Origin of the sequence: Leuconostoc citreum, assembly GCF_004354555.1 — a bacterium.
Taxonomy (GTDB): domain Bacteria; phylum Bacillota; class Bacilli; order Lactobacillales; family Lactobacillaceae; genus Leuconostoc; species Leuconostoc citreum.
In genome coordinates this window covers 13,536-32,950 of sequence record NZ_PUFH01000004.1, presented here as the reverse complement: position 1 = coordinate 32,950, position 19,415 = coordinate 13,536, and the positions used below count along the sequence as shown (strand labels likewise).

At 41.4% G+C, this 19,415-nt stretch carries 33 protein-coding genes; all 33 read right to left on the bottom strand.

Annotation, left to right across the window (positions count from 1 at the left end; genetic code table 11):
• Positions 1 to 13: 13 nt before the first annotated feature.
• The 33 genes from rplQ to C5L21_RS01810 all read right to left on the bottom strand — a co-directional run bounded on the left by rplQ (position 14) and on the right by C5L21_RS01810 (position 19,339).
• Complete coding sequence (gene rplQ, locus C5L21_RS01970) at positions 14 to 397, bottom strand: 50S ribosomal protein L17 (protein ID WP_004899394.1); 384 nt, start codon at positions 395 to 397, stop codon at positions 14 to 16.
• Positions 398 to 434: 37 nt separating this feature from the next.
• A complete protein-coding gene (locus C5L21_RS01965; RefSeq protein ID WP_004899399.1) occupies positions 435 to 1,379 on the bottom strand; it encodes a DNA-directed RNA polymerase subunit alpha in 945 nt (314 codons plus the stop codon).
• A 46-nt stretch (positions 1,380 to 1,425) separates the two neighbouring features.
• Positions 1,426 to 1,812: a 30S ribosomal protein S11 gene (gene rpsK / locus C5L21_RS01960; protein WP_004899402.1), complete on the bottom strand. Its 387-nt coding sequence runs from the start codon at positions 1,810 to 1,812 to the stop codon at positions 1,426 to 1,428.
• Between the two features lie 131 nt (positions 1,813 to 1,943).
• Complete coding sequence (gene rpsM / locus C5L21_RS01955) at positions 1,944 to 2,315, bottom strand: 30S ribosomal protein S13 (protein WP_004899407.1); 372 nt, start codon at positions 2,313 to 2,315, stop codon at positions 1,944 to 1,946.
• 82 nt (positions 2,316 to 2,397) lie between these two features.
• Complete coding sequence (rpmJ, locus tag C5L21_RS01950; protein WP_002816013.1) at positions 2,398 to 2,517, bottom strand: 50S ribosomal protein L36; 120 nt, start codon at positions 2,515 to 2,517, stop codon at positions 2,398 to 2,400.
• Positions 2,518 to 2,562: 45 nt separating this feature from the next.
• The gene (gene infA / locus C5L21_RS01945; protein ID WP_002816015.1) at positions 2,563 to 2,778 is read right to left on the bottom strand and encodes a translation initiation factor IF-1; all 216 of its coding nucleotides are present in this window, start codon (positions 2,776 to 2,778) and stop codon (positions 2,563 to 2,565) included.
• A 105-nt stretch (positions 2,779 to 2,883) separates the two neighbouring features.
• Positions 2,884 to 3,447, bottom strand: a complete 564-nt coding sequence (locus C5L21_RS01940; RefSeq protein WP_004899432.1) for an adenylate kinase — start codon at positions 3,445 to 3,447, stop codon at positions 2,884 to 2,886.
• The gene (gene secY, locus C5L21_RS01935; RefSeq protein WP_004899434.1) at positions 3,440 to 4,774 is read right to left on the bottom strand and encodes a preprotein translocase subunit SecY; all 1,335 of its coding nucleotides are present in this window, start codon (positions 4,772 to 4,774) and stop codon (positions 3,440 to 3,442) included. Before secY ends, C5L21_RS01940 begins: the two co-directional genes overlap by 8 nt.
• Positions 4,774 to 5,208 (bottom strand): 50S ribosomal protein L15, encoded by a 435-nt coding sequence (gene rplO, locus C5L21_RS01930; protein WP_004899436.1) that lies wholly within the window; start codon positions 5,206 to 5,208, stop codon positions 4,774 to 4,776. The genes secY and rplO overlap by 1 nt, the downstream gene beginning before the upstream one ends.
• Positions 5,209 to 5,237: 29 nt before the next feature.
• Complete coding sequence (rpmD, locus tag C5L21_RS01925) at positions 5,238 to 5,420, bottom strand: 50S ribosomal protein L30 (RefSeq protein WP_004899438.1); 183 nt, start codon at positions 5,418 to 5,420, stop codon at positions 5,238 to 5,240.
• An 11-nt stretch (positions 5,421 to 5,431) separates the two neighbouring features.
• Positions 5,432 to 5,938, bottom strand: coding sequence for a 30S ribosomal protein S5 (gene rpsE, locus C5L21_RS01920; protein ID WP_004899439.1), 507 nt, complete (start codon positions 5,936 to 5,938; stop codon positions 5,432 to 5,434).
• A 20-nt stretch (positions 5,939 to 5,958) separates the two neighbouring features.
• Entirely contained in the window at positions 5,959 to 6,312 is a 354-nt protein-coding gene (gene rplR / locus C5L21_RS01915; protein WP_004899440.1) for a 50S ribosomal protein L18, read from the bottom strand.
• Positions 6,313 to 6,395: 83 nt separating this feature from the next.
• Positions 6,396 to 6,932, bottom strand: a complete 537-nt coding sequence (gene rplF, locus C5L21_RS01910) for a 50S ribosomal protein L6 (protein ID WP_004904436.1) — start codon at positions 6,930 to 6,932, stop codon at positions 6,396 to 6,398.
• Between the two features lie 24 nt (positions 6,933 to 6,956).
• Complete coding sequence (rpsH, locus tag C5L21_RS01905) at positions 6,957 to 7,355, bottom strand: 30S ribosomal protein S8 (RefSeq protein ID WP_004899444.1); 399 nt, start codon at positions 7,353 to 7,355, stop codon at positions 6,957 to 6,959.
• A 138-nt stretch (positions 7,356 to 7,493) separates the two neighbouring features.
• On the bottom strand, positions 7,494 to 8,036 hold the full coding sequence (gene rplE, locus C5L21_RS01900) for a 50S ribosomal protein L5 (protein ID WP_004899445.1): 543 nt from the start codon (positions 8,034 to 8,036) through the stop codon (positions 7,494 to 7,496).
• Positions 8,037 to 8,059: 23 nt separating this feature from the next.
• Positions 8,060 to 8,368 (bottom strand): 50S ribosomal protein L24, encoded by a 309-nt coding sequence (gene rplX, locus C5L21_RS01895; RefSeq protein WP_004899447.1) that lies wholly within the window; start codon positions 8,366 to 8,368, stop codon positions 8,060 to 8,062.
• 23 nt (positions 8,369 to 8,391) lie between these two features.
• Positions 8,392 to 8,760: a 50S ribosomal protein L14 gene (rplN, locus tag C5L21_RS01890; protein WP_004899448.1), complete on the bottom strand. Its 369-nt coding sequence runs from the start codon at positions 8,758 to 8,760 to the stop codon at positions 8,392 to 8,394.
• A 52-nt stretch (positions 8,761 to 8,812) separates the two neighbouring features.
• Positions 8,813 to 9,079 (bottom strand): 30S ribosomal protein S17, encoded by a 267-nt coding sequence (gene rpsQ / locus C5L21_RS01885; protein WP_004899451.1) that lies wholly within the window; start codon positions 9,077 to 9,079, stop codon positions 8,813 to 8,815.
• A 22-nt stretch (positions 9,080 to 9,101) separates the two neighbouring features.
• A complete protein-coding gene (gene rpmC, locus C5L21_RS01880; RefSeq protein WP_002816028.1) occupies positions 9,102 to 9,308 on the bottom strand; it encodes a 50S ribosomal protein L29 in 207 nt (68 codons plus the stop codon).
• Positions 9,308 to 9,721: a 50S ribosomal protein L16 gene (gene rplP / locus C5L21_RS01875; RefSeq protein WP_004899453.1), complete on the bottom strand. Its 414-nt coding sequence runs from the start codon at positions 9,719 to 9,721 to the stop codon at positions 9,308 to 9,310. Before rplP ends, rpmC begins: the two co-directional genes overlap by 1 nt.
• A gap of 14 nt (positions 9,722 to 9,735) precedes the next feature.
• On the bottom strand, positions 9,736 to 10,407 hold the full coding sequence (gene rpsC, locus C5L21_RS01870) for a 30S ribosomal protein S3 (protein WP_004899455.1): 672 nt from the start codon (positions 10,405 to 10,407) through the stop codon (positions 9,736 to 9,738).
• On the bottom strand, positions 10,407 to 10,763 hold the full coding sequence (gene rplV / locus C5L21_RS01865; protein ID WP_004899456.1) for a 50S ribosomal protein L22: 357 nt from the start codon (positions 10,761 to 10,763) through the stop codon (positions 10,407 to 10,409). The genes rpsC and rplV overlap by 1 nt, the downstream gene beginning before the upstream one ends.
• A 16-nt stretch (positions 10,764 to 10,779) precedes the next feature.
• Positions 10,780 to 11,061 carry a 30S ribosomal protein S19 gene (gene rpsS / locus C5L21_RS01860; RefSeq protein WP_004899458.1) on the bottom strand — a complete coding sequence of 94 codons (282 nt, stop codon included), beginning with the start codon at positions 11,059 to 11,061 and terminating at the stop codon, positions 10,780 to 10,782.
• A 16-nt stretch (positions 11,062 to 11,077) separates the two neighbouring features.
• Positions 11,078 to 11,911 carry a 50S ribosomal protein L2 gene (gene rplB, locus C5L21_RS01855; protein WP_004899460.1) on the bottom strand — a complete coding sequence of 278 codons (834 nt, stop codon included), beginning with the start codon at positions 11,909 to 11,911 and terminating at the stop codon, positions 11,078 to 11,080.
• Between the two features lie 22 nt (positions 11,912 to 11,933).
• Complete coding sequence (gene rplW, locus C5L21_RS01850; RefSeq protein WP_004899461.1) at positions 11,934 to 12,221, bottom strand: 50S ribosomal protein L23; 288 nt, start codon at positions 12,219 to 12,221, stop codon at positions 11,934 to 11,936.
• Positions 12,221 to 12,844 (bottom strand): 50S ribosomal protein L4, encoded by a 624-nt coding sequence (gene rplD, locus C5L21_RS01845; RefSeq protein WP_004899463.1) that lies wholly within the window; start codon positions 12,842 to 12,844, stop codon positions 12,221 to 12,223. The genes rplW and rplD overlap by 1 nt, the downstream gene beginning before the upstream one ends.
• A 32-nt stretch (positions 12,845 to 12,876) precedes the next feature.
• Positions 12,877 to 13,560 (bottom strand): 50S ribosomal protein L3, encoded by a 684-nt coding sequence (gene rplC / locus C5L21_RS01840; protein ID WP_004904438.1) that lies wholly within the window; start codon positions 13,558 to 13,560, stop codon positions 12,877 to 12,879.
• Positions 13,561 to 13,628: 68 nt separating this feature from the next.
• Positions 13,629 to 13,937: a 30S ribosomal protein S10 gene (gene rpsJ, locus C5L21_RS01835; protein WP_002816040.1), complete on the bottom strand. Its 309-nt coding sequence runs from the start codon at positions 13,935 to 13,937 to the stop codon at positions 13,629 to 13,631.
• 290 nt (positions 13,938 to 14,227) lie between these two features.
• Positions 14,228 to 15,307 (bottom strand): ABC transporter substrate-binding protein, encoded by a 1,080-nt coding sequence (locus C5L21_RS01830; RefSeq protein WP_004899466.1) that lies wholly within the window; start codon positions 15,305 to 15,307, stop codon positions 14,228 to 14,230.
• A 1-nt stretch (position 15,308) separates the two neighbouring features.
• Positions 15,309 to 16,136 carry an ABC transporter permease gene (locus tag C5L21_RS01825; RefSeq protein ID WP_004904441.1) on the bottom strand — a complete coding sequence of 276 codons (828 nt, stop codon included), beginning with the start codon at positions 16,134 to 16,136 and terminating at the stop codon, positions 15,309 to 15,311.
• A gap of 4 nt (positions 16,137 to 16,140) precedes the next feature.
• A complete protein-coding gene (locus C5L21_RS01820; protein WP_133286082.1) occupies positions 16,141 to 16,968 on the bottom strand; it encodes an ABC transporter permease in 828 nt (275 codons plus the stop codon).
• The gene (locus tag C5L21_RS01815; RefSeq protein ID WP_176606029.1) at positions 16,955 to 18,070 is read right to left on the bottom strand and encodes an ABC transporter ATP-binding protein; all 1,116 of its coding nucleotides are present in this window, start codon (positions 18,068 to 18,070) and stop codon (positions 16,955 to 16,957) included. The genes C5L21_RS01820 and C5L21_RS01815 overlap by 14 nt, the downstream gene beginning before the upstream one ends.
• A gap of 78 nt (positions 18,071 to 18,148) precedes the next feature.
• On the bottom strand, positions 18,149 to 19,339 hold the full coding sequence (locus C5L21_RS01810; protein WP_004899472.1) for an MFS transporter: 1,191 nt from the start codon (positions 19,337 to 19,339) through the stop codon (positions 18,149 to 18,151).
• Between the last annotated feature and the right edge of the window lie 76 nt (positions 19,340 to 19,415).

Below are 19,415 nucleotides of genomic sequence, written 5' to 3'. Positions count from 1 at the left end.
GTGATGATAATTATTAATCAACAAGTTCCAAGATGACCAATTGAGCGGCATCGCCACGACGTTGGACAGTCTTGAGAATTCGTGTATAACCACCATTACGTTCAGCAAAGCGAGGTGCAACGTCATCAAACAACTTTTGCAAAGCTGATTGGACTTTCACGTTGTCGCCGTCTTCGATAACGTCAGCAACTTCGTTGCGGACAAAGGCAGCAGCTTGACGGCGAGCCGCCAAGTCACCACGCTTACCTAATGTAATCATCTTATCAGTAGTCTTACGAACTTCTTTGGCGCGAGCTTCAGTTGTTGTGATACGACCATTAATCAAAAGATCAGTGGTTAAATCACGTAACATCGCTTTACGTTGTGAAGATGTACGACCCAACTTACGATATGGCATTGGTGAATCCTCCTTTTTAGTAGTTTAAAGACATGTGTTAATCTTCCTTGCGGAATCCTAAGCCCATTTCTGTTAGCTTTTCTTGGATTTCGTCAAGTGATTTCCGACCGAGATTACGCACCTTCATCATGTCGGCTTCAGTGCGATCTGTCAACTCCACAATGGTGTTGATACCGGCCCGTTTGAGACAATTATAAGAACGAACTGATAAGTCCAAATCTTCAATTGGCGCTGAATCTGACGCACTAGCTGCAACAGGTTCTGCTTCTACCATAACATTGGCTTCAGCTGCCACTGGAGATATGTCCATGAACAAGTTCAAATGTTCGGCCAAAATCTTTGAACCGAGGCTCAAAGCATCACTTGGCTTGATTGAACCATTTGTCCAAATATCAAAAGTGAGCTTATCATAATCATCACGTGATCCAACACGTGTGTTTTCAACATGATAGTTCACACGTTCGATAGGCGTATAAATTGAGTCAACTGCCAACACGCCGATAGGCATTTCGTCGCGCAATTGCTTATTCTCGTCAGCCGATGAATAACCACGACCTTTAACTGCCGTGACCGTCATATGCAATGACTTACCTGCTGCCACAGTAGCGATATGCAAATCAGGATTCAAAACTTCTACATCAGCTCCTGCTTGCAAATCAGCAGCAGTAACATCTGCAGGACCTTGAACATCAATTTCAAGGCTACGTTCATCATCTGAATCAATCGCCAACACAACTTTCTTAAGGTTTAAGATAATTTGTGTGACATCTTCAACAACGCCATCCACTGTTGAAAATTCGTGGACAACGCCGTCAATTTGAACCGTATTAACGGCTGCGCCCGGAAGCGATGAAAGTAAGATACGACGCAATGAGTTACCTAGCGTTGTACCGTATCCACGCTCAAGAGGTTCTACGACAAACTTGCCATAGTGCGCATCCTCTTCGATGTTATGAATATTTGGCTTTTCAAATTCAATCATCTGTAATTCTTACCCCTTCTTTCAAAGCAAGAGCAATGAAAATCAATTAAACACGACGACGCTTTGGTGGGCGTGATCCGTTGTGGGGAACTGGTGTAACATCTTTGATTGATGTTACTTCCAAGCCAGCTGCTGCCAAAGCACGGATAGCTGATTCGCGACCAGAACCTGGCCCCTTAACAGTAACCGCAACAGTGCGCATGTTCATTTCCATGGCACCCTTTGCTGCTGCTTCCGCTGCCATTTGAGCAGCGAATGGTGTTGACTTACGACTTCCTTTGAAGCCAAGTGCACCGGCTGATGACCAAGCAACTGCGTTACCTTGAACATCAGTAATCATGACGATAGTGTTGTTGAATGTTGAATGGATGTGAGCCACACCAGCTTCAATATTCTTTTTCACACGACGCTTACGCGTTGTACGACCTGCCATAATGTTTGCCTCCTTTTCAATACTTTTCGTATAATTTCTCGGGTTAACTTAATAACCAACATTACGCAACTATGGTTGCGATAATCATGTGCCGTATCGATTAGGATACAACAGAAAAAGATAATCTTAGATTACTTTTTCTTGCCAGCAATTGCCTTAGCTGGGCCTTTACGTGTACGAGCGTTGTTCTTCGTGTTTTGTCCACGAACGGGCAAGCCCTTACGATGACGAATGCCACGGTATGAAGCGATTTCTTGCAATGATTTGATATCCAAAGATACCTTACGACGCAAGTCTCCTTCAAGTTGCAAGTTTAACTTGTCAACTGTTGCACGGATGGCGTCTTCTTGATCTGCAGAGAGATCACGAACACGGACGTCTTCAGATACGCCAGCTTCAGCCAAAATCTTTTGTGCAGTAGTATTACCGATTCCGTAGATGTATGTTAAGCCAATGACAATACGCTTGTCACGTGGCAAATCAATACCTGCTATACGAGCCATAACAAATTACCTCCTATTTATATTTTGAAAACGACGATTATGTCTATTTACAATAACTATTTATTCTGCGTAGTTCTGAAAATTACTTTCCAGCGCGTTGCTTATGCTTAGGGTTAGCTGAGCATATGATCATTGTCCGACCATTACGCTTGATAACGCGGCAAGCATCACACATCTTCTTAACTGATGGGCGTACCTTCATAATCTATTCCTCCTATTCGGTTAACTGATTATTCCAAATCACTTCTTAACGGAAACGATAAGTAATACGACCCTTTGTTAAGTCGTATGGTGACATTTCGACTGTGACACGATCACCTGGCAAGATTCGAATAAAATTCTTACGAATTTTACCCGAAACGTGTGCCAAAATTACAGCGCCATTTTCGAGTTCTACTTGGAACATCGCATTTGGTAAAGTTTCTTTAACTTTACCTTCAATTTCGATGACATCATTGGCCATGCACTTAACCTCCTGTATTAATCATGTTCAACATTGCTGATAAGTGCTTAACCTATCAAATTATACCAGAAATACTGGCATTTCTCAATGTGATTTTAGAAACTTTTATAAGTTGTCCAAAACTGCTTTCACATCATGATACACCTCGGCCAGTTCACGTCCGCCATCGATTGTGTGAAGCACACCTGCACGCTTGTAATAATCTACAAGTGGCAAATTAGCGGCTTTATTAACTTCCAAACGGTTATCAATAACTTCAGGTGTATCGTCTGCGCGACCACGCCCTAACAGACGTTCACGCAGTAATGAATCAGAAACTTCAAAATAAAGTGTTGCAGAAACGGCAGAGTTGTTTTCAGCTAAATAGTGATCTAAAAACTCAGCTTGTGCTTCATTTCTGGGATAGCCATCTAACATAAACCCATTAGCCTGAACATCATCTTGATTCAAACGATCGGCAACCATCGCATTTGTGATTTCGTCAGGGACCAAGTTCCCAGCGTCCATGTATTCACGCGCCTGCTTACCTAATGATGTATCATTAGCTAAATTGGCACGGAAAATATCTCCTGTAGAAATATGAACAGTAGGGTAGTCCTTCACAATAAATTCTGCCTGTGTGCCTTTACCAGCACCTGGCAAACCCAACAAAATCAAATTATTAGCCATTAGTTGCCTCCCGAGTTGCTAACTGTTTTTTCGTAATAAACCCAATATAATTTCTCTTTTGCATCAAACCATCAATTTGACGTATTAAGTCAAGTGCAACACCAATAGCAATTAATAAGCTGGTGCCCCCTAGACCAATTTTTTCGTTCAAACTCCATACATCTGACGCGATGAGTGGCACTAGTGCCACGAAACCTAAAAAGATAGAGCCAACAAAGCTCAAGCTCAAAAGTAACTGTGACACAAATGCTTTTGTCTCATCACCAGGACGTACACCAACGATGTAAGCCCCCTGCTTTTGCAAATTTTCAGCTAACTTTTCTGGGTTAACTTGCACAAAAGCATAAAAGTATGTAAAGACAATGATTAATACGGTATAAAGAATTGCACCTGGTAGTGTCGTCATACTGAAAATCTGTTGCATCACTTGATACCATTGTGCCGAAGCAAATTTATCTTGGAATGCAAACAAAATTGTCTGTGGTGTACTAATAAACGACGAAGCAAAGATAACCGGAATAACGCCAGAAACGTTAACTTTAAGTGGCAAATAAGCTTCACTACCATATGATACTGCAGAACGCGTGTACTGCATTTGCAAACGACGAGTAGCTTCATAGAACCATGTTGTAATACCAATAATCAAGATCATTGCTGTTATCAACACAGCCATAAAGACAATACCGTTTGTTAAATCATTTGAATTTGCTTGTAAAATATTTTCTTTGAAAATTTCATACAAACCTTCAGGTGCCTGTGCAATGATGCCAGCAAAGATGATCATAGAAACACCGTTTCCAAGTCCCTTTTCAGTTATCATTTCACCTAGCCACATCGCAAAAAATGTCCCAATCGTCATTACTGAACCAATGACGATAAATGACATGACATTGTTTGTTTGACTAACTAACCCATAGGCAGACAGCGAGTTAAACCCTGCTGTAATACCAACGGATTGAACAAAGGCAAGTACAAGGGTTAACCAACGTGTGGCATTGTTCAACTTTCGCCGACCAACTTCACCCTGCTTACTCCATTCAACAAAGCGAGGCACGATATCTAATTGCAAAAGTTGCACAACAATTTGTGCCGTCACGTATGGTGAAACACCCATTGCAAACAATGAATAGTTCATCAAGCCACCACCAGAAAAAATGTTCAAAATGTTCATTAATCCTGAGTTAGCCATATTCGCCATAGCTGAAGGGTTGACACCTGGCACCGTAATATGTGTGCCAATTCTGTAAATAAACAGAATTAAAAACGTCCATCCCAACTTTTTACGAATATCTTTTTCACGTACTGCATTAAATAACGTGCGTAGCATTAAAGTACCTCAGTTGTTCCACCGGCTTGTTCAATAGCAGCCTTAGCAGCGCCAGAAAACTTATGTGCCTTAACAGTCAACTTCTTTTCAAGTTGACCGACAGCCAAAACTTTGATACCTGACTTTTGATTTTTAACAATACCGTTTTCAATCAAAAGTGCTGGCGTCACTTCTGTACCATCAGCAAATGTGTTCAACTTTTCCAAGTTAACCACAGCGAATTCCTTACGTGAAATGTTAGTAAATCCACGCTTTGGAATACGACGGTACAAAGGCATTTGTCCACCTTCAAACCCCAAACGCACTTTGCCACGAGCCTTTTGACCCTTTTGACCACGTCCGGATGTCTTACCATTTCCTGATGACGTACCGCGACCTACACGGTTACGCAACTTGCGTGAACCGGCAGCAGGTTGTAATTCGTTCAAGTTCATCTTTCGGTACCTCCTATTTTAATAGTTTATTACTTTACTTCTTCGACGCTTACTAAGTGTGCAATGTGGAAAATTGCGCCACGAGTAGCTTCGTTGTTAGGCTTCACCACTGAGCTAGACACACGACCAAGCCCCAAAGACTTAACAATCGCACGTTGCTTAGGTAAGCGATGAGCCGCACTTTTAATCAAAGTGATTTTCAAATCAGCCATTTTATCGCTCCTTATTCAGCCAAGTGTTCCAAAGAAACACCACGCAAAGCTGCTACTTGTTCTGCATCTTTCAAACTTGTCAAAGCATCAAAAGTTGCGCGAACAACGTTAACTGGTGTAGCTGAGCCAAGTGACTTCGCAGTCACATCAGCAATACCTGCTAGTTCCATAACAGAACGTGCGGCACCACCGGCTGCAACACCAGATCCTTCTTCGGCTGGCTTGATCAAGATCTTACCGCCGCCCCATACGCCAAGGACGTCGTGAGGAATAGTCGTTGAAACTGTAGGAACAGTAATCAACTTACGCTTAGCGTCTTCGATAGCCTTGCGGATAGCTTCAGGCACTTCTTGTGCTTTTCCTGTACCAAAACCAACATGTCCTTGCTTATCACCAACGACAACCAACGCAGCAAAACGCAAACGACGACCACCCTTGACAACCTTTGTGACACGGTTAATAGCAACAACGTTTTCTTCTAATTCACCAAGTGACTTAGGGTTAACGAATTCAACCATTTTTTATATTCCTCCTTTCCTTAGAACTTCAATCCGTTTTCACGGGCTGATTCTGCCAATGCTTGAACACGGCCGTGATATAGGTAACCACCACGATCAAAGATAACATCTTCGAATCCTGCAGCCTTACCACGTGTTGCGATCAATTCACCAACTTTAGTAGCTTGTTCTGTTTTTGTACCTGATACTTCTGCATCATGGCTTGAGGCACTTGCTAGCGTTACACCCGCTACGTCATCAATTAATTGCGCGTAGATGTTTGCATTAGAACGAAAAACGTTCAAACGTGGGCGAGCAGCAGTACCAGAAATCTTTCCACGAACGCGCTTGTGACGCTTAACGCGGAGCTTGTTTTTATCTGGTTTTGAAATCATAGCTGTGCTTTCCTTTTCTGATGGCTATATGCCATTTAAAATTTATTTTGAGAGTTAAGATAGTCGTGCTAAGTAAATTACTTTTACTTACCAGTCTTACCTTCCTTACGACGAACAACTTCGCCTTCGTAACGAATACCCTTGCCCTTATATGGTTCAGGTGAACGAACGGCACGAATTTCAGCGGCTAAGTCACCAACACGTTGCTTTGAAATACCTGAAACTTTAACAGTCAAAGCATCTGGTACTTCAACAGTTAAGTCTTCACGGTCTTCAAAATCAACAGGGTGTGAATAACCAACTGACAAAGTCAATTTTGAACCTGACTTTGCAGCACGGTAACCAACACCAACAAGCTTCAATGTCTTAGTGAATCCTTCTGAAACACCTTCGACCATGTTCGCAACGTTAGCACGTGTTGTACCGTGCAAAGCTTTTGTTTTGTTGTCGTCACTTTCGCGAGTGAATGCTACTTCAGTACCTTCGACAGACATTGAAATTTGTGAAGCAATTTCACGTGACAATGTGCCTTTAGGGCCTTTAACAGTAACAACTGTACCTTCTTGAGATACTTCAACACCAGCAGGAAGTGTAATTACTTTATTTCCAATACGGCTCATGGTAAGTCTCCTTTCTTAGATATATTACCAAACGTAAGCGATTACTTCGCCACCAACTTGCTTTGATCGCGCTTCTTTGTCAGTGATAACACCGGCAGAAGTTGAGATAATTGCGATACCCAAACCATTCAAAACCTTTGGTAATGAATCAGCTTTGGCATACTTACGCAAACCTGGCTTTGAGATACGCTTAATTCCTGTAATCACGCGGTTACGGTCTTCCCCATACTTAAGAAATACACGAATAACACCTTGCTTGTTATCCTCAATGTACTCTACGTCGCGGATGAAACCTTCTGATTTCAAGATTTCAGCGATGCTCTTTTTAATTTTTGATGCTGGAATTTCAACGACTTCGTGATGTGCCAAATTGGCGTTACGAATACGTGTCAATAAATCAGCAATTGGATCAGTCATAGACATCTATCGATATCCTCCTTTTATTTTTGAACGGACATAATGAAATGACACGCTCTTAACTATTATAGACTATTTTGGTCTATAACAGTTAAAAACGTGTCACTCTTTTTTAAGAGTAACAAACGTTTTTAAAATGCCTAATTACTTAGCAAATGGCATGCCCAAGAGTGTCAACAATTCGCGACCCTCTTCATCGTTTTGAGCTGTTGTAACAACAACAATATCCAAGCCGCGAACACGGTTAACTTGGTCAAAATCGATTTCTGGGAAGATCAATTGCTCACGAATTCCAAGTGTGTAGTTACCACGACCATCAAAGGCCTTTGATGATACACCGCGGAAATCGCGGACACGAGGCAATGAAATGTTGATCAACTTGTCTAAGAATTCATACATACGTGCACCACGCAATGTAACCTTAGTTCCGATTGACATACCTTCACGCAAACGGAAACCAGCGATTGATTTCTTTGCCTTTGTAATTACTGGTTGTTGTCCAGCAATTAGCTTCAATTCTTCAACCGCTTCATCCAAGTTCTTTGAGTTTGAAACTGCATCACCAACACCCATGTTAAGAACGATTTTGTCGATCTTTGGGGCTTGCATTGGTGATGTAAAGTTAAACTTTTCGATCAAAGCAGGTTGAACTTCATTAACATATTTTTCTTTTAGTGCGTTAGCCATGAAAATGATTTCACCTTTCAATATTAGCCTAGTACGTTACCAGACTTTTTAGATACGCGAACTTTCTTGCCATCTTCAATCTTGAACGCAACTTTTGTTGGTTCGTTAGTTGAAGGGTCAAGCAATTGCACGTTTGATACATGGATAGGTGCTTCGATATCGATAACACCACCTTGTGGATATTCGTTAGAAGGCTTTTGATGCTTCTTAACGATGTTCACGCCTTCGACAACTACGCGATCTTTTCCAGCAACAGTCTTAGTGATTGTGCCTTCTTTTCCCTTATCTTTGCCGGCAATGACGCGAACCTTATCACCTGTTTTTACAAACATGATTTGGCTCCTCCTTGTCAGTATTAGAGCACTTCTGGTGCCAATGAAACAATACGCATGTAGTCGCTGTCACGCAATTCACGTGCAACAGGTCCAAAAATACGCGTACCAACTGGTGACTTGTCGTCCTTAACGATAACAGCGGCGTTTTCATCAAAGTTGATGTATGAACCGTCTGCACGACGAACGTCAGAAACAGTACGAACGATAACAGCCTTTACGACGTCACCCTTCTTTACGTTACCACCAGGGATAGCTTGCTTAACTGTAGCAACAATCATGTCACCCACACCAGCAAACTTACGGCCTGAACCACCGAGCACTTTAATCGTTAAGATTTCACGTGCGCCAGAGTTGTCAGCCACTTTTAAACGACTCTCTTGTTGAATCATGGTTCTTCCTCCTTAGTTAGCAATTAATTACGACGATTTGATATCAATCGAATTAGAGAACAACAGCCTCTTCAACGATTTTAACCAAACGGAAGTGCTTAGTTGCAGACAAAGGACGTGTTTCCATAATTTGAACAATATCATTCATCTTAGCAGTATTGTTCTCATCATGGGCTTTAAACTTCTTTGTGTACTTAACACGCTTACCATAGACAGGGTGTGTCACATAAGTATCAACAGCGACAGTGATTGTCTTGTCCATCTTATCTGAAACAACACGGCCTTGATAAACCTTACGAGCATTACGTTCTTCACTCATTTTTCAGCTTCTTCCTTTCGTCTTATTTGTTGGCGTTTGCCAATTCTTGCGCACGAATAACTGTCTTAACTCGTGCAATGTCCTTACGAACTTGTGCAATACGCGCCGTGTTTTCAAGTTGGCCAGTAGCCAATTGGAAACGCAGGTTGAATAATTCTTCCTTGAATTCGGCTTCGCGCTTTTGCAAATCCGCAAGTGACAATTCTTTCAATTCACTTGCTTTAGCCATTATTCAGCCTCCCGAGCAATAATCTTTGTACGTACAGGCAACTTGTGCTGTGCCAAACGCAATGCTTCACGTGCAGTAGCTTCAGGAACGCCACCAACTTCAAACATTACTTTGCCACGCTTAACAGGTTCAACCCAACCTTCGGGTGCACCCTTACCGTTACCCATTCGAACACCGACACCTTTAGATGTATATGACTTGTGAGGGAAGATTTTAATCCAAACCTTACCACCACGCTTCATATAACGTGTCATTGCAATACGGGCAGCCTCAATTTGACGATTGGTAATCCAGCTTGAAGTTGTTGCTTGCAAGCCAAATTCACCGAACGCAACCGTCTTTCCACCTTTTGCTTCGCCACGCATGTGACCACGGTGTACACGACGGAATTTAACACGCTTTGGTACTAACATGTTTGCTTCCCTCCTTACTTACTGTTCTTTTTTTGTGGCAAAATATCACCACGGTAGATCCAAGTCTTAATACCCAAGTTACCATAAGCAGTCATTGCTTCGTCCCATGAGTAATCGATGTCGGCACGCAATGTGTGCAAAGGCACTGTGCCTTCAGTGTATTGTTCAATACGAGCAATATCAGCACCATTCAAACGACCTGAAACCATAACTTTAATACCCTTAGCACCTGAACGTGTGGCACGTTGAATAGCACCACGCATTGCGCGGCGGAAAGCCACACGACGTTCTAAGTCACCAGCAATTTGTTGTCCAACTAAATGAGCAGACAAATCAGGCTTCTTGATTTCAACAATGTTAATGAAAACGCGCTTTGAACGACCCTTTTCATCTCTATCTGTCAATTTTGCTAATTGTGTACGAAGCTTTTCAACTTCAGAGCCACCCTTACCAATAACCATTCCTGGCTTAGCAGTGTGGACAGAAACGTCAACACGTGATTTTGTGCTGCGTTCAATTTCGATGCGATCAACTGCGGCGTCCGCTAAGTTCTTTTCGATATACTTACGAATACGCAAGTCTTCGTGAAGTTGGTTAGCATAATCAGCCTTGTCAGCAAACCACTTTGCATCCCAGTCGCGAATAACGCCGACACGGAATCCAGTAGGGTTAATCTTTTGACCCATTACTTTGCCTCCTTCTCAGCAACCACAATTGTGATGTGGCTTGTGCGCTTGTTGATAGGTGAAGCAGAACCCTTGGCACGAGGACGGAAACGCTTAAGCGTAGGTCCTTCGTTAGCAAAGGCTTCCTTCACAATAAGATCTTCTCTGTCTAATGAGAAGTTGTTTTCAGCATTAGCAACTGCTGAGTTCAAAACCTTGTAAATATCTTCAGTAGAAGTGTTAGGTAGGAACTTCAAAATTGCGTATGCTTCGTTAACGCTCTTACGACGAATTGTGTCAAGAACTAGACGTGCCTTACGTGGGGCAACGCGAACAATCTTGGCTGTCGCACGAGCTGAAGTAATTTGTTCAGCCATTTTTCAATTTCCTCCTTTATTTTTTACCAGTCTTTTTGTCATCAGCCTTGTGGCCTTTGAACGTACGAGTTGGTACGAATTCACCCAACTTGTGTCCAACCATGTCTTCTTGCACAAAAACTGGAACGTGCTTGCGACCATCATAAACGGCAATTGTAAAGCCGATAAAGCTTGGGAAGATTGTTGAACGACGTGACCAAGTCTTGATCACTGACTTCTTTTCAGAATCAGCTTGCGCTTCAATCTTCTTAAGCAAGTGTGGGTCCGCAAATGGTCCCTTTTTTAAACTACGAGCCATTAGTTGTCTCCTTCCCTTACTTACTCTTGCGACCGCGAACGATAAACTTTGTTGAAGCCTTCTTCTTATCGCGAGTCTTCTTACCAGCAGTCTTCTTACCCCATGGTGACATAGGACTTGGACGACCGACAGGGGCTTTACCTTCACCACCACCGTGTGGGTGGTCGTTAGGGTTCATAACTGATCCACGAACGTGTGGACGCTTTCCACGCCAACGGTTACGACCAGCTTTACCCCAGTTAATCAATGAGTGTTCAGCGTTACCAACTTCACCAATAGTTGCACGGTTAGTTGCAAGAACCAAACGTACTTCACCTGATGTTAGGCGCACGATGACATACTTGCCATCCTTACCCAAAATTTGTGCTGATGTACCAGCTGAACGTGCCAATTGACCACCCTTACCAGGCTTTAATTCGATGTTGTGAATCAAAGTACCTTCAGGAATGTTGCTCAATGGCAAGGCATTGCCGACCTTGATGTCGGCATCAGGACCAGATTGTACTTTATCGCCAACCTTCAATCCCTTTGGCGCCAAGATATATGACTTAATACCATCTTCATAGACAAGCAAAGCAATGTTTGCTGTACGATTTGGATCGTATTCGATAGCTTTTACAGTAGCTGTCGTGTTATCTTTAATACGCTTGAAGTCTACCAAACGGTAGGCTTGCTTATGTCCGCCAGCGTGATGACGAACAGTCATACGACCAGAGTTATTACGTGCACCAGTCTTTGACTTCTTTGCCAACAAACTCTTTTCGGGCGTTGACTTCGTGATTTCAGCGAAATCTGAAGCCGTCATGTTACGACGTCCGTTTGAGGTTGGCTTATACTTCTTGATAGCCAATGTCTTTTCCTCCTATTTAGAATTAACCTTCGTTAAAGATCTGAATATCTTTTGAATCTTTAGACAACGTTACTGTTGCCTTCTTCAACTTGCGTGTGTAACCAACATAACGACCTTGGCGCTTTTTCTTACCGCGAACGTTAGCTGTGTTCAAACCACTTACTTGAACGTCGAAGATCTCTTCAATTGCCTTCTTAATTTCAGGCTTTGTTGCGCGAGTATCAACTTCAAAAACATAACGCTTGCGTTCTGTTTGTGCCATTGAGGCTTCAGTGATAATCGGGCGACGGATAATATCGCGTGCATCCATTAGGCAAGACCTCCTTGGATTTCTTCGATTGATGATTGAACAATCACCAGCTTATCTGCATTAACAACGTCGAGTACGTTGATACCCTTTGTTGTCATAACTTGAACGTTAGTCAAGTTACGTGCTGACAAGATTGCGTTTTCGTTGTCTTCATCAACAACTACTAATGTCTTTGTGTCAACTGACAAGTTAGCCAAAACCTTCTTGAAGTCTTGTGTCTTTGGTGCTTCAAATGACAAAGCATCAACAACTACTAACTTACCTTCAGCAACTTTTTGTGACAAAACTGACTTCAAAGCCAATTGGTATGCCTTACGGTTGATACGGTATGCGTATGAACGTGGTGTAGGTCCAAAAACAATACCACCGCCACGGAATTGTGGTTCGCGGATTGAACCGGCACGTGCACGACCAGTACCCTTTTGCTTCCAAGGCTTACGTCCACCACCAGATACCGCTGAACGGTTCTTGACAGCGTGTGTCCCTTGACGCATTGATGCGCGTTGCATCAAAACTGCATCAGTGATAACGGCGTTGTTAGGTTCGATGGCGAAAACTGCGTCATTCAATTCGAGTTCAGCAGCTTGACTACCATCTTGCTTTAATACAGCAACTTTAGTCATGATTGATTGTTCTCCTTTCTATATATTTTATATTAAGCTTCTTCAGTTGTAGCAGATGCAGATACACCGGCCATCTTAACTTCAGGATGCTTTGCGTTAACTTTAACTGTTGACTTGATAGTCAATAGTGACTTGTTGGCACCAGGGACATTACCCTTCAACAACAACAAGTTGTTTTCAACATCAACGTGAACAATAGCAACATTTTGCATAGTACGCTTGTTGTTACCCATGCGACCAGGCAATAGCTTACCCTTAAATACACGGTTAATGATTGCACCCATTGAACCAGGACGACGGTGGTAGCGAGAACCGTGGGCCATAGGACCACGTGATTGTCCAAGCTTTTTGATAGCACCTTGGAAGCCATGTCCCTTTGTGATACCGGTTACGTCGACGTAATCACCTGCTTGGAATGTGTCAACCTTAATTTCATCCCCTGCGTTAAATTCGCCTTCCGCATCGCGGACTTCACGAACGTAGCGCTTAGGGGTCGTGTTTGCTTTAGAAGCGTGACCTTGTTCAGGTTTGTTTGACAAAACTGTGCGCTTGTCTTGGTAACCAAGTTGGATAGCATTATAACCATCAGTTGCAATATTTTTAACTTGTAATACAACGTTTGGTGTAGCTTCAACAGCAGTTACGGCGATCAATTCACCAGATTCTGTGAAAACCTGAGTCATACCGACTTTGCGGCCTAAGATACCTTTAGTCATGACTAATCTCCTTAATTTTTTCTTGACTTTATTTTGCCTCGATGAGGCGCGAAGTGTAATCCGATGAATTACAACTTAATTTCGATTGCAACACCTGATGGCAATTCAAGCTTACGCAATGCGTCAACTGTCTTGTCAGTAGGGTTCACAATGTCGATCAATCGCTTGTGCGTACGCATTTCGAATTGCTCACGGCTATCCTTATGCTTATGTGGTGAACGTAGAATTGTGTACAATGTACGTTCTGTTGGCAATGGGATAGGACCAGCAATTTCTGCACCTGTGCGCTTAGCTGTCTCAACAATCTTTTCTGCTGATTGGTCTAAGATACGGTGTTCGTATGCCTTCAAACGGATACGGATCTTCTTTTGTGCCATTATTTCGTGCCTCCTCGTTGATTTTGTAAATCAGCTAACTCCGATTAAAAACCGACAACACTGCTTGTGTTTTGCGCGCCCATGGCAACGCGGCCGCGCGTGTCGCAACCTTAATCATCATCGCTAAATATTGATACACCAGGCTTTCGGTAGGTTTATGTGACTACCGTTCCAAAAGCGTACTTAACTATATTAACAGATTAACAGCGCCATAGCAACCCTTTTTTAAATTAATTTGTGCTGTTGGGCAATAAAAAAAAAACCAATCAATCATCATTGGTTTTTTAAGGTTATCTCTGCGACATTTTAAATTCTAAGAAGGCATCATTATATTTTTCGGTCCATCGTTGACCTAAGTCATCATATACCTGAAGATTATCTAATGTTTTCTTATCAGGATAGAACTGTTTATCATGACGAACTGCTTCCGATAAGAATGGCATCGCACGCTTATTCGGTGTAGCATATCCAACATACGTTGCATTTTGGGCAGCGTTTTTCGGTTCACTCATAAAATTAAGAAACGCATAGGCGGCTGCTTTATGTTTTGCTGTTTTTGGCATCACGATATTATCAAACCATAGGTTAGAACCTTCACTGGGCACAACATAGTGCAAATGACTATTGTTGCCCATTGCTTGAGAAGCTTCCCCTGAATAGGTTACAGCAATAGCAGCTTCATTTTGCGCCATATACATTTTAATCTCATCAGCTATAATTGCTTTTATATTAGGCATTAGCGTGGTCAATTTAGCTTGGGCTGCAGCCAAGTCGGCTGTTGACTTATCATTGACTGATTTATTCTGTGTAATTAAAGCCATAGCCAAAGCATCTCTGGCCGAATCAACTAGCATGATTTGGTTTTTGAATTTAGGCGCCCACAAATCGTCCCAGTGTTGAACATCCTGAGGCTTGACATATTTATCATTATAAATAATGCCTAAAGTACCCCAGAAATACGGTAATGAATACTTGTTATTTTTATCAAATGTTTGATTCATGAAACGCGTATCGTAATTATTGATACCTGTCAGCTTACTATGGTCTAAAGGCAACAATAAGTTCTCACGCTTCATTTTTTTGATCATGTAGTCAGAAGGTACTGTTAAATCGTATGACGTCCCCCCTTGCTTAATCTTCGTGTACATCGCTTCGTTTGAATCAAAAGTTTCATAGCTGACCTTGTAACCAGTTTCTTTAGTAAATTTAGTAATCAAATCAGGATCAAGGTAATCGCCCCAATTGTATAAATTTAACACTTTATCAGAAGATTCTCCGGTACCTGTCTGAGACGCCAAATAACGTTGCGTTCCAAACAGCAGGACAACAAGTACTAAAATAGCTGAAATACCTGTGATAAGCTTTTTCATACTATAACCCCTCCGATGCCGGTAAAACTAATCTAGTGCCTTGTTTTTTGCTTTTAGCGGCACGTGTTGAAATCACATAATAAATTAACACCAGTGCTAACGACACCATAAACATCATCGCCGATAAAGCGTTGATTTCTAGACTAACACCTTGACGTGCACGCGAATAGATTTCTACAGAAAGCGTCGAGAACCCATTGCCAGTCACAAAGAAAGTCACAGCAAAATCATCCAAGGAATAGGTAAAAGCCATAAAGAAACCGGCAAAAATGCCTGGTGAAATAACTGGTAATATCACACGTGTTAACATTTGCCAATTATTAGCACCTAAATCCTTAGCTGAGGCAACTAGCGAGCGATTCATTTCTTGCAGCCGTGGTAATACCATCAAGACGACAATCGGAATGCTAAACGCAATGTGTGACAAAAGTACCGAAGTAAAGCCCAGTGAGAAACCCATAACCGTGAAAAGAATTAAAAACGCTGCACCGATAATCACATCCGGTGAAACTAATAAGATATTATTCAAAGATAAGAAGACATTTTTAGTCAGTGCATGCTTAATATTATAAATGTACAATGCCCCTGCTGTCCCAATAACACTAGATAGCAATGACGACAATAAAGCAACTAAAAAAGTATTCACAACAATTTCCAAAATACGCGTATCTGCAAATAACTCACCATAGTGTTTCAGCGAAAAACCCGACCACCCTTGCATAACTTTGCCGGCATTAAAAGAATAAGTAATTAAAAATATGATGGGTAAATATAACACAACAAACATCAGCCAAAGATATAAATTACCCCATTTGATTTTTTTCATCATTGGTTTATCTTCCCTTTCTAGCAGAGCGGCGTGCACGATCACGTGTCAAAATCATTGTGATAACCATTGCCACAATTAACACAACGCCAATTGTAGAGCCCAGTTGCCAGTTCTGCGTCACTAAAAAGTGTTCTTCGATGGCTGTTCCTAAAGTAATAACACGATTACCACCAATCAAACGCGTAATCATAAATAGTGACAAACTCGGGATAAATACCGCTTGAATACCGGCTTTGACCCCCGGCATCGATAATGGCACAATCACACGTCGCAACGTTTGCCAGCGATTAGCACCTAAATCTCGGCTAGCTTGTTCTAATCGTGGATTGATTTCAGCCAATGAGTTAAAGATAGGTAAAATCATAAACGGTATCTCAATATATGCTGCGACTAATAAGAAACTCCAATCCGAAAATAAGAGTTGCTGTGGTACAACCCCCCACAAACCAATAAAATTATTAACCGTGCCTGATTTGGATAACAAACCAATAAACGCATATGTTTTCAACAGTAAATTAATCCACGTTGGTAAAATAATGAGCAGCAGCCAAAATTGTTTTTGTTTTAATTGATTTAGCAAATAAGCCATTGGATAACTCACAATTAAGGTCACTACTGTAATCAAAAACGCATACCACACCGAATTAAATGTCATCCGCAAGTAAGTACCACTAGCAAAATAAATCGCATAGTTATGCAATGTAAAGTGACCTGTTGGTGTTGTTAAAGATTGAAACACTAACAACACTAATGGAGCAATAACGAACAGAACTAACCATATCCCATAGGGAATAATATAAAAGAATTGTCGTTGACGCTTACTCTTTGGCATCATCAGCATCATCCTCATAACTTTCCAGACGGGCATCAAAATCATCTTCCGACTCATTAAATCGCATAATATGAATATCTTCAGGATCGAACGTTAACCCTACGCGTTCCCCAATTTCCGCTTTGTTGGTTGCCTGTACCTGCCACTCATTCCCATCATCATCTAACGCAGTAATTTCGTAGTAATCCCCTCGGAACGATTGGTCATCAATTGTGACGACTAGTTTGCCATTCTCAATGGTTGTAAGATCTAAGTCTTCCGGTCGCAAAACAACTTCGACACGTTCGTTAGGCCGCATCCCCGCATCAACGTTCTCAAAATCTTTACCGGTAAAGTGCACTAAATAATCGGTCTTCATGATGCCATCTAGTATATTAGATTCGCCTATAAAATCAGCAACAAAATGATTAATTGGTTCATCATAAATATCTTCTGGTGATCCATTCTGTTGAATAACCCCATCATTCATCACAAAAATCCAATCAGACATAGCCAGTGCTTCTTCTTGATCGTGTGTCACAAAGACAAAAGTAATGCCCAAACGTTGTTGGATTTCCCGTAATTCATATTGCATGTCCTTGCGCAATTTATAATCTAAAGCTGACAATGGTTCATCTAAGAGCAATACCTCTGGATCGTTTGCTAACGCTCTTGCAATAGCCACACGTTGGCGTTGTCCGCCCGACAGCTCGTTAATTTCTCGATCAGCATAGTCGCTTAATTTAACCAAATCCAGCATTTCGGTAACTTTTGCATTGATGTCGGTCTTGCTCATACGCTTAATTGTCGGACCAAATGCCACGTTATCAAAAACATTCATATTTGGAAATAAGCCGTAATCTTGAAATACCGTATTCATATTACGTTTTTCGACAGGCACATCATTAATAATGTTGCCTTCAAATAAAATGTCACCATGTGTCGCGGTTAATTGCCCAGAGATTAAGTTTAATATGGTTGTCTTTCCCGATCCCGATGGTCCTAATAACGTATAAAATTTGCCTGCTTCCAAAGACAAATCAATATTCTTAAGTACCTCGTTATCATCATATGATAAGCCAACATTTTTAAATTCAATAATTGGTGTTGATGTGTTAGTCAATTCCCAACCCTCACTTTTAGTCAATAGATATATTGTAACAAGAAAAGCATGCCACTTCACGCGTGACATGCTTTTTTCTCACAATATTTTATTTTGTTTCTCAACCGTAATAATTGCAATAGTCATCAAGATAAATAAGAACAATACAACCACTAATTGTGGTTGCCAACTCTTAAACCAATTATATGCATAACCAAATAAAACTGGTCCCAAAGCTGCCAATAAATAGCCGCCACTCTGTGTCATACCAGATAATACTGCTGTTGCTTTTGGTGAGCTCGTCTTCAAGCTTAACGTCGTCATTAGATAAGGAAAAAGTACGGATGTGCTCCCACCAATCATCAGGTTAACGATTAGCCAGTACCAAAAATTTCCTACAGGGTGAAGCAATAATAGATAACCCAAGATGCCAACAAGCGATGTCATGCCAACTAATAACTGGCGCTGCTTGCCATTTAATCGCGAAACAATTGTTGGTACTGTTAACGCAAAGGGTAATCCAATTAAAGCATTAATTCCAGCAAATATACCAGCTACGGCTGTTGATATACCTGTTTGCACCGCCATCGTTGGTCCCCAAGCCATTAATATATAAAACATCGCAGATTGCATACCAGCAAAAAAAAGTAAGAGCCAAGCATATTTATTACGCCAAACTGATGGTTGCTCATCTTTTATGTCCACCGGTACTGTTAATTTATTCATTATTCTTTGTTTTGCCGCAAAGTAATCATTTGGCAACCATATCAGCAATGCTATCACGAGCAATACAGTGAGTAGCAAAATAAATATGCGCCAATTAGTTGCCATAGTAATTGGTGCCGCTAATCCGGCGCCAACGGCTGTCGCCAACATCATACTAAACGTAAATAGGGAAGTCATCGATCCAAGACGTGTTGGAAAATAAGTTCGCACAACGCTTGGCAATAAAACATTCATGTGTGCAATACCAATACCAACAATCAATGTTCCAATGTAAAGAAAGGTAGTATCAATAATCCTAAGTACTGAGCCAACAATCATGACACAGAGCATTAGTGAGAAAGCTCTTTCCAAACCTAATTTTTGTGCTACTTTAGGTGCTATAGATGAAAATAATGCAAATGCTAGAAGTGGAATGGTCGTTAAAATACCTAATTGTCCAACAGGCACATGTTGTGCTTTAGCAATATTGCTTATAATAGGCGGTATTGAAGTAAATGGGAGCCGTAATACCATGCCAACAACAATAATTCCTGGTACTAAATAATGACTATATTCTTTTTTCATATTAAGCCTCAATATACTTAAAATAAAACGGCACCACTCTGAGTAGAGTGACGCCGTTTATACTGAACCATCTGTC

Bases quoted from the DNA above. Each gene is read 5' to 3' on its own strand.
- rpsH (WP_004899444.1), bottom strand. From the start codon at position 7,355: ATGTCTATGACTGATCCAATTGCTGATTTATTGACACGTATTCGTAAC.
- rplF (WP_004904436.1), bottom strand. From the start codon at position 6,932: ATGAGCCGTATTGGAAATAAAGTAATTACACTTCCTGCTGGTGTTGAA.
- rpsC (WP_004899455.1), bottom strand. From the start codon at position 10,407: ATGGGTCAAAAGATTAACCCTACTGGATTCCGTGTCGGCGTTATTCGC.
- rplR (WP_004899440.1), bottom strand. From the start codon at position 6,312: ATGATTTCAAAACCAGATAAAAACAAGCTCCGCGTTAAGCGTCACAAG.
- C5L21_RS01820 (WP_133286082.1), bottom strand. From the start codon at position 16,968: ATGCCAAAGAGTAAGCGTCAACGACAATTCTTTTATATTATTCCCTAT.
- rplD (WP_004899463.1), bottom strand. From the start codon at position 12,844: ATGACTAAAGTTGCTGTATTAAAGCAAGATGGTAGTCAAGCTGCTGAA.
- rplO (WP_004899436.1), bottom strand. From the start codon at position 5,208: ATGAACTTGAACGAATTACAACCTGCTGCCGGTTCACGCAAGTTGCGT.
- C5L21_RS01940 (WP_004899432.1), bottom strand. From the start codon at position 3,447: ATGGCTAATAATTTGATTTTGTTGGGTTTGCCAGGTGCTGGTAAAGGC.
- rpsE (WP_004899439.1), bottom strand. From the start codon at position 5,938: ATGGTTGAATTCGTTAACCCTAAGTCACTTGGTGAATTAGAAGAAAAC.
- rplE (WP_004899445.1), bottom strand. From the start codon at position 8,036: ATGGCTAACGCACTAAAAGAAAAATATGTTAATGAAGTTCAACCTGCT.
- rplX (WP_004899447.1), bottom strand. From the start codon at position 8,368: ATGTTTGTAAAAACAGGTGATAAGGTTCGCGTCATTGCCGGCAAAGAT.
- rpmD (WP_004899438.1), bottom strand. From the start codon at position 5,420: ATGGCTGATTTGAAAATCACTTTGATTAAAAGTGCGGCTCATCGCTTA.
- rpmJ (WP_002816013.1), bottom strand. From the start codon at position 2,517: ATGAAGGTACGCCCATCAGTTAAGAAGATGTGTGATGCTTGCCGCGTT.
- rpsK (WP_004899402.1), bottom strand. From the start codon at position 1,812: ATGGCAGGTCGTACAACGCGTAAGCGTCGTGTGAAAAAGAATATTGAA.
- rplC (WP_004904438.1), bottom strand. From the start codon at position 13,560: ATGACTAAAGGTATCTTAGGCCGCAAAGTCGGTATGACTCAGGTTTTC.
- C5L21_RS01830 (WP_004899466.1), bottom strand. From the start codon at position 15,307: ATGAAAAAGCTTATCACAGGTATTTCAGCTATTTTAGTACTTGTTGTC.
- rplW (WP_004899461.1), bottom strand. From the start codon at position 12,221: ATGGATGCACGCGATATTATCCGTCGCCCGATTATCACTGAAGCCTCA.
- rplV (WP_004899456.1), bottom strand. From the start codon at position 10,763: ATGGCTGAACAAATTACTTCAGCTCGTGCGACAGCCAAGATTGTTCGC.
- rpsJ (WP_002816040.1), bottom strand. From the start codon at position 13,937: ATGGCACAAAAGAAGATCCGTATCCGTTTGAAGGCATACGAACACCGT.
- rpsQ (WP_004899451.1), bottom strand. From the start codon at position 9,079: ATGAGTGAAGAACGTAATGCTCGTAAGGTTTATCAAGGCCGTGTTGTT.
- C5L21_RS01825 (WP_004904441.1), bottom strand. From the start codon at position 16,136: ATGATGAAAAAAATCAAATGGGGTAATTTATATCTTTGGCTGATGTTT.
- infA (WP_002816015.1), bottom strand. From the start codon at position 2,778: ATGGCCAATGATGTCATCGAAATTGAAGGTAAAGTTAAAGAAACTTTA.
- rpmC (WP_002816028.1), bottom strand. From the start codon at position 9,308: ATGGCTAAAGCAAGTGAATTGAAAGAATTGTCACTTGCGGATTTGCAA.
- rpsS (WP_004899458.1), bottom strand. From the start codon at position 11,061: ATGGCTCGTAGTTTAAAAAAGGGACCATTTGCGGACCCACACTTGCTT.
- secY (WP_004899434.1), bottom strand. From the start codon at position 4,774: ATGCTACGCACGTTATTTAATGCAGTACGTGAAAAAGATATTCGTAAA.
- C5L21_RS01810 (WP_004899472.1), bottom strand. From the start codon at position 19,339: ATGAAAAAAGAATATAGTCATTATTTAGTACCAGGAATTATTGTTGTT.
- rplP (WP_004899453.1), bottom strand. From the start codon at position 9,721: ATGTTAGTACCAAAGCGTGTTAAATTCCGTCGTGTACACCGTGGTCAC.
- rplQ (WP_004899394.1), bottom strand. From the start codon at position 397: ATGCCATATCGTAAGTTGGGTCGTACATCTTCACAACGTAAAGCGATG.
- rplN (WP_004899448.1), bottom strand. From the start codon at position 8,760: ATGATTCAACAAGAGAGTCGTTTAAAAGTGGCTGACAACTCTGGCGCA.
- rpsM (WP_004899407.1), bottom strand. From the start codon at position 2,315: ATGGCTCGTATAGCAGGTATTGATTTGCCACGTGACAAGCGTATTGTC.
- C5L21_RS01965 (WP_004899399.1), bottom strand. From the start codon at position 1,379: ATGATTGAATTTGAAAAGCCAAATATTCATAACATCGAAGAGGATGCG.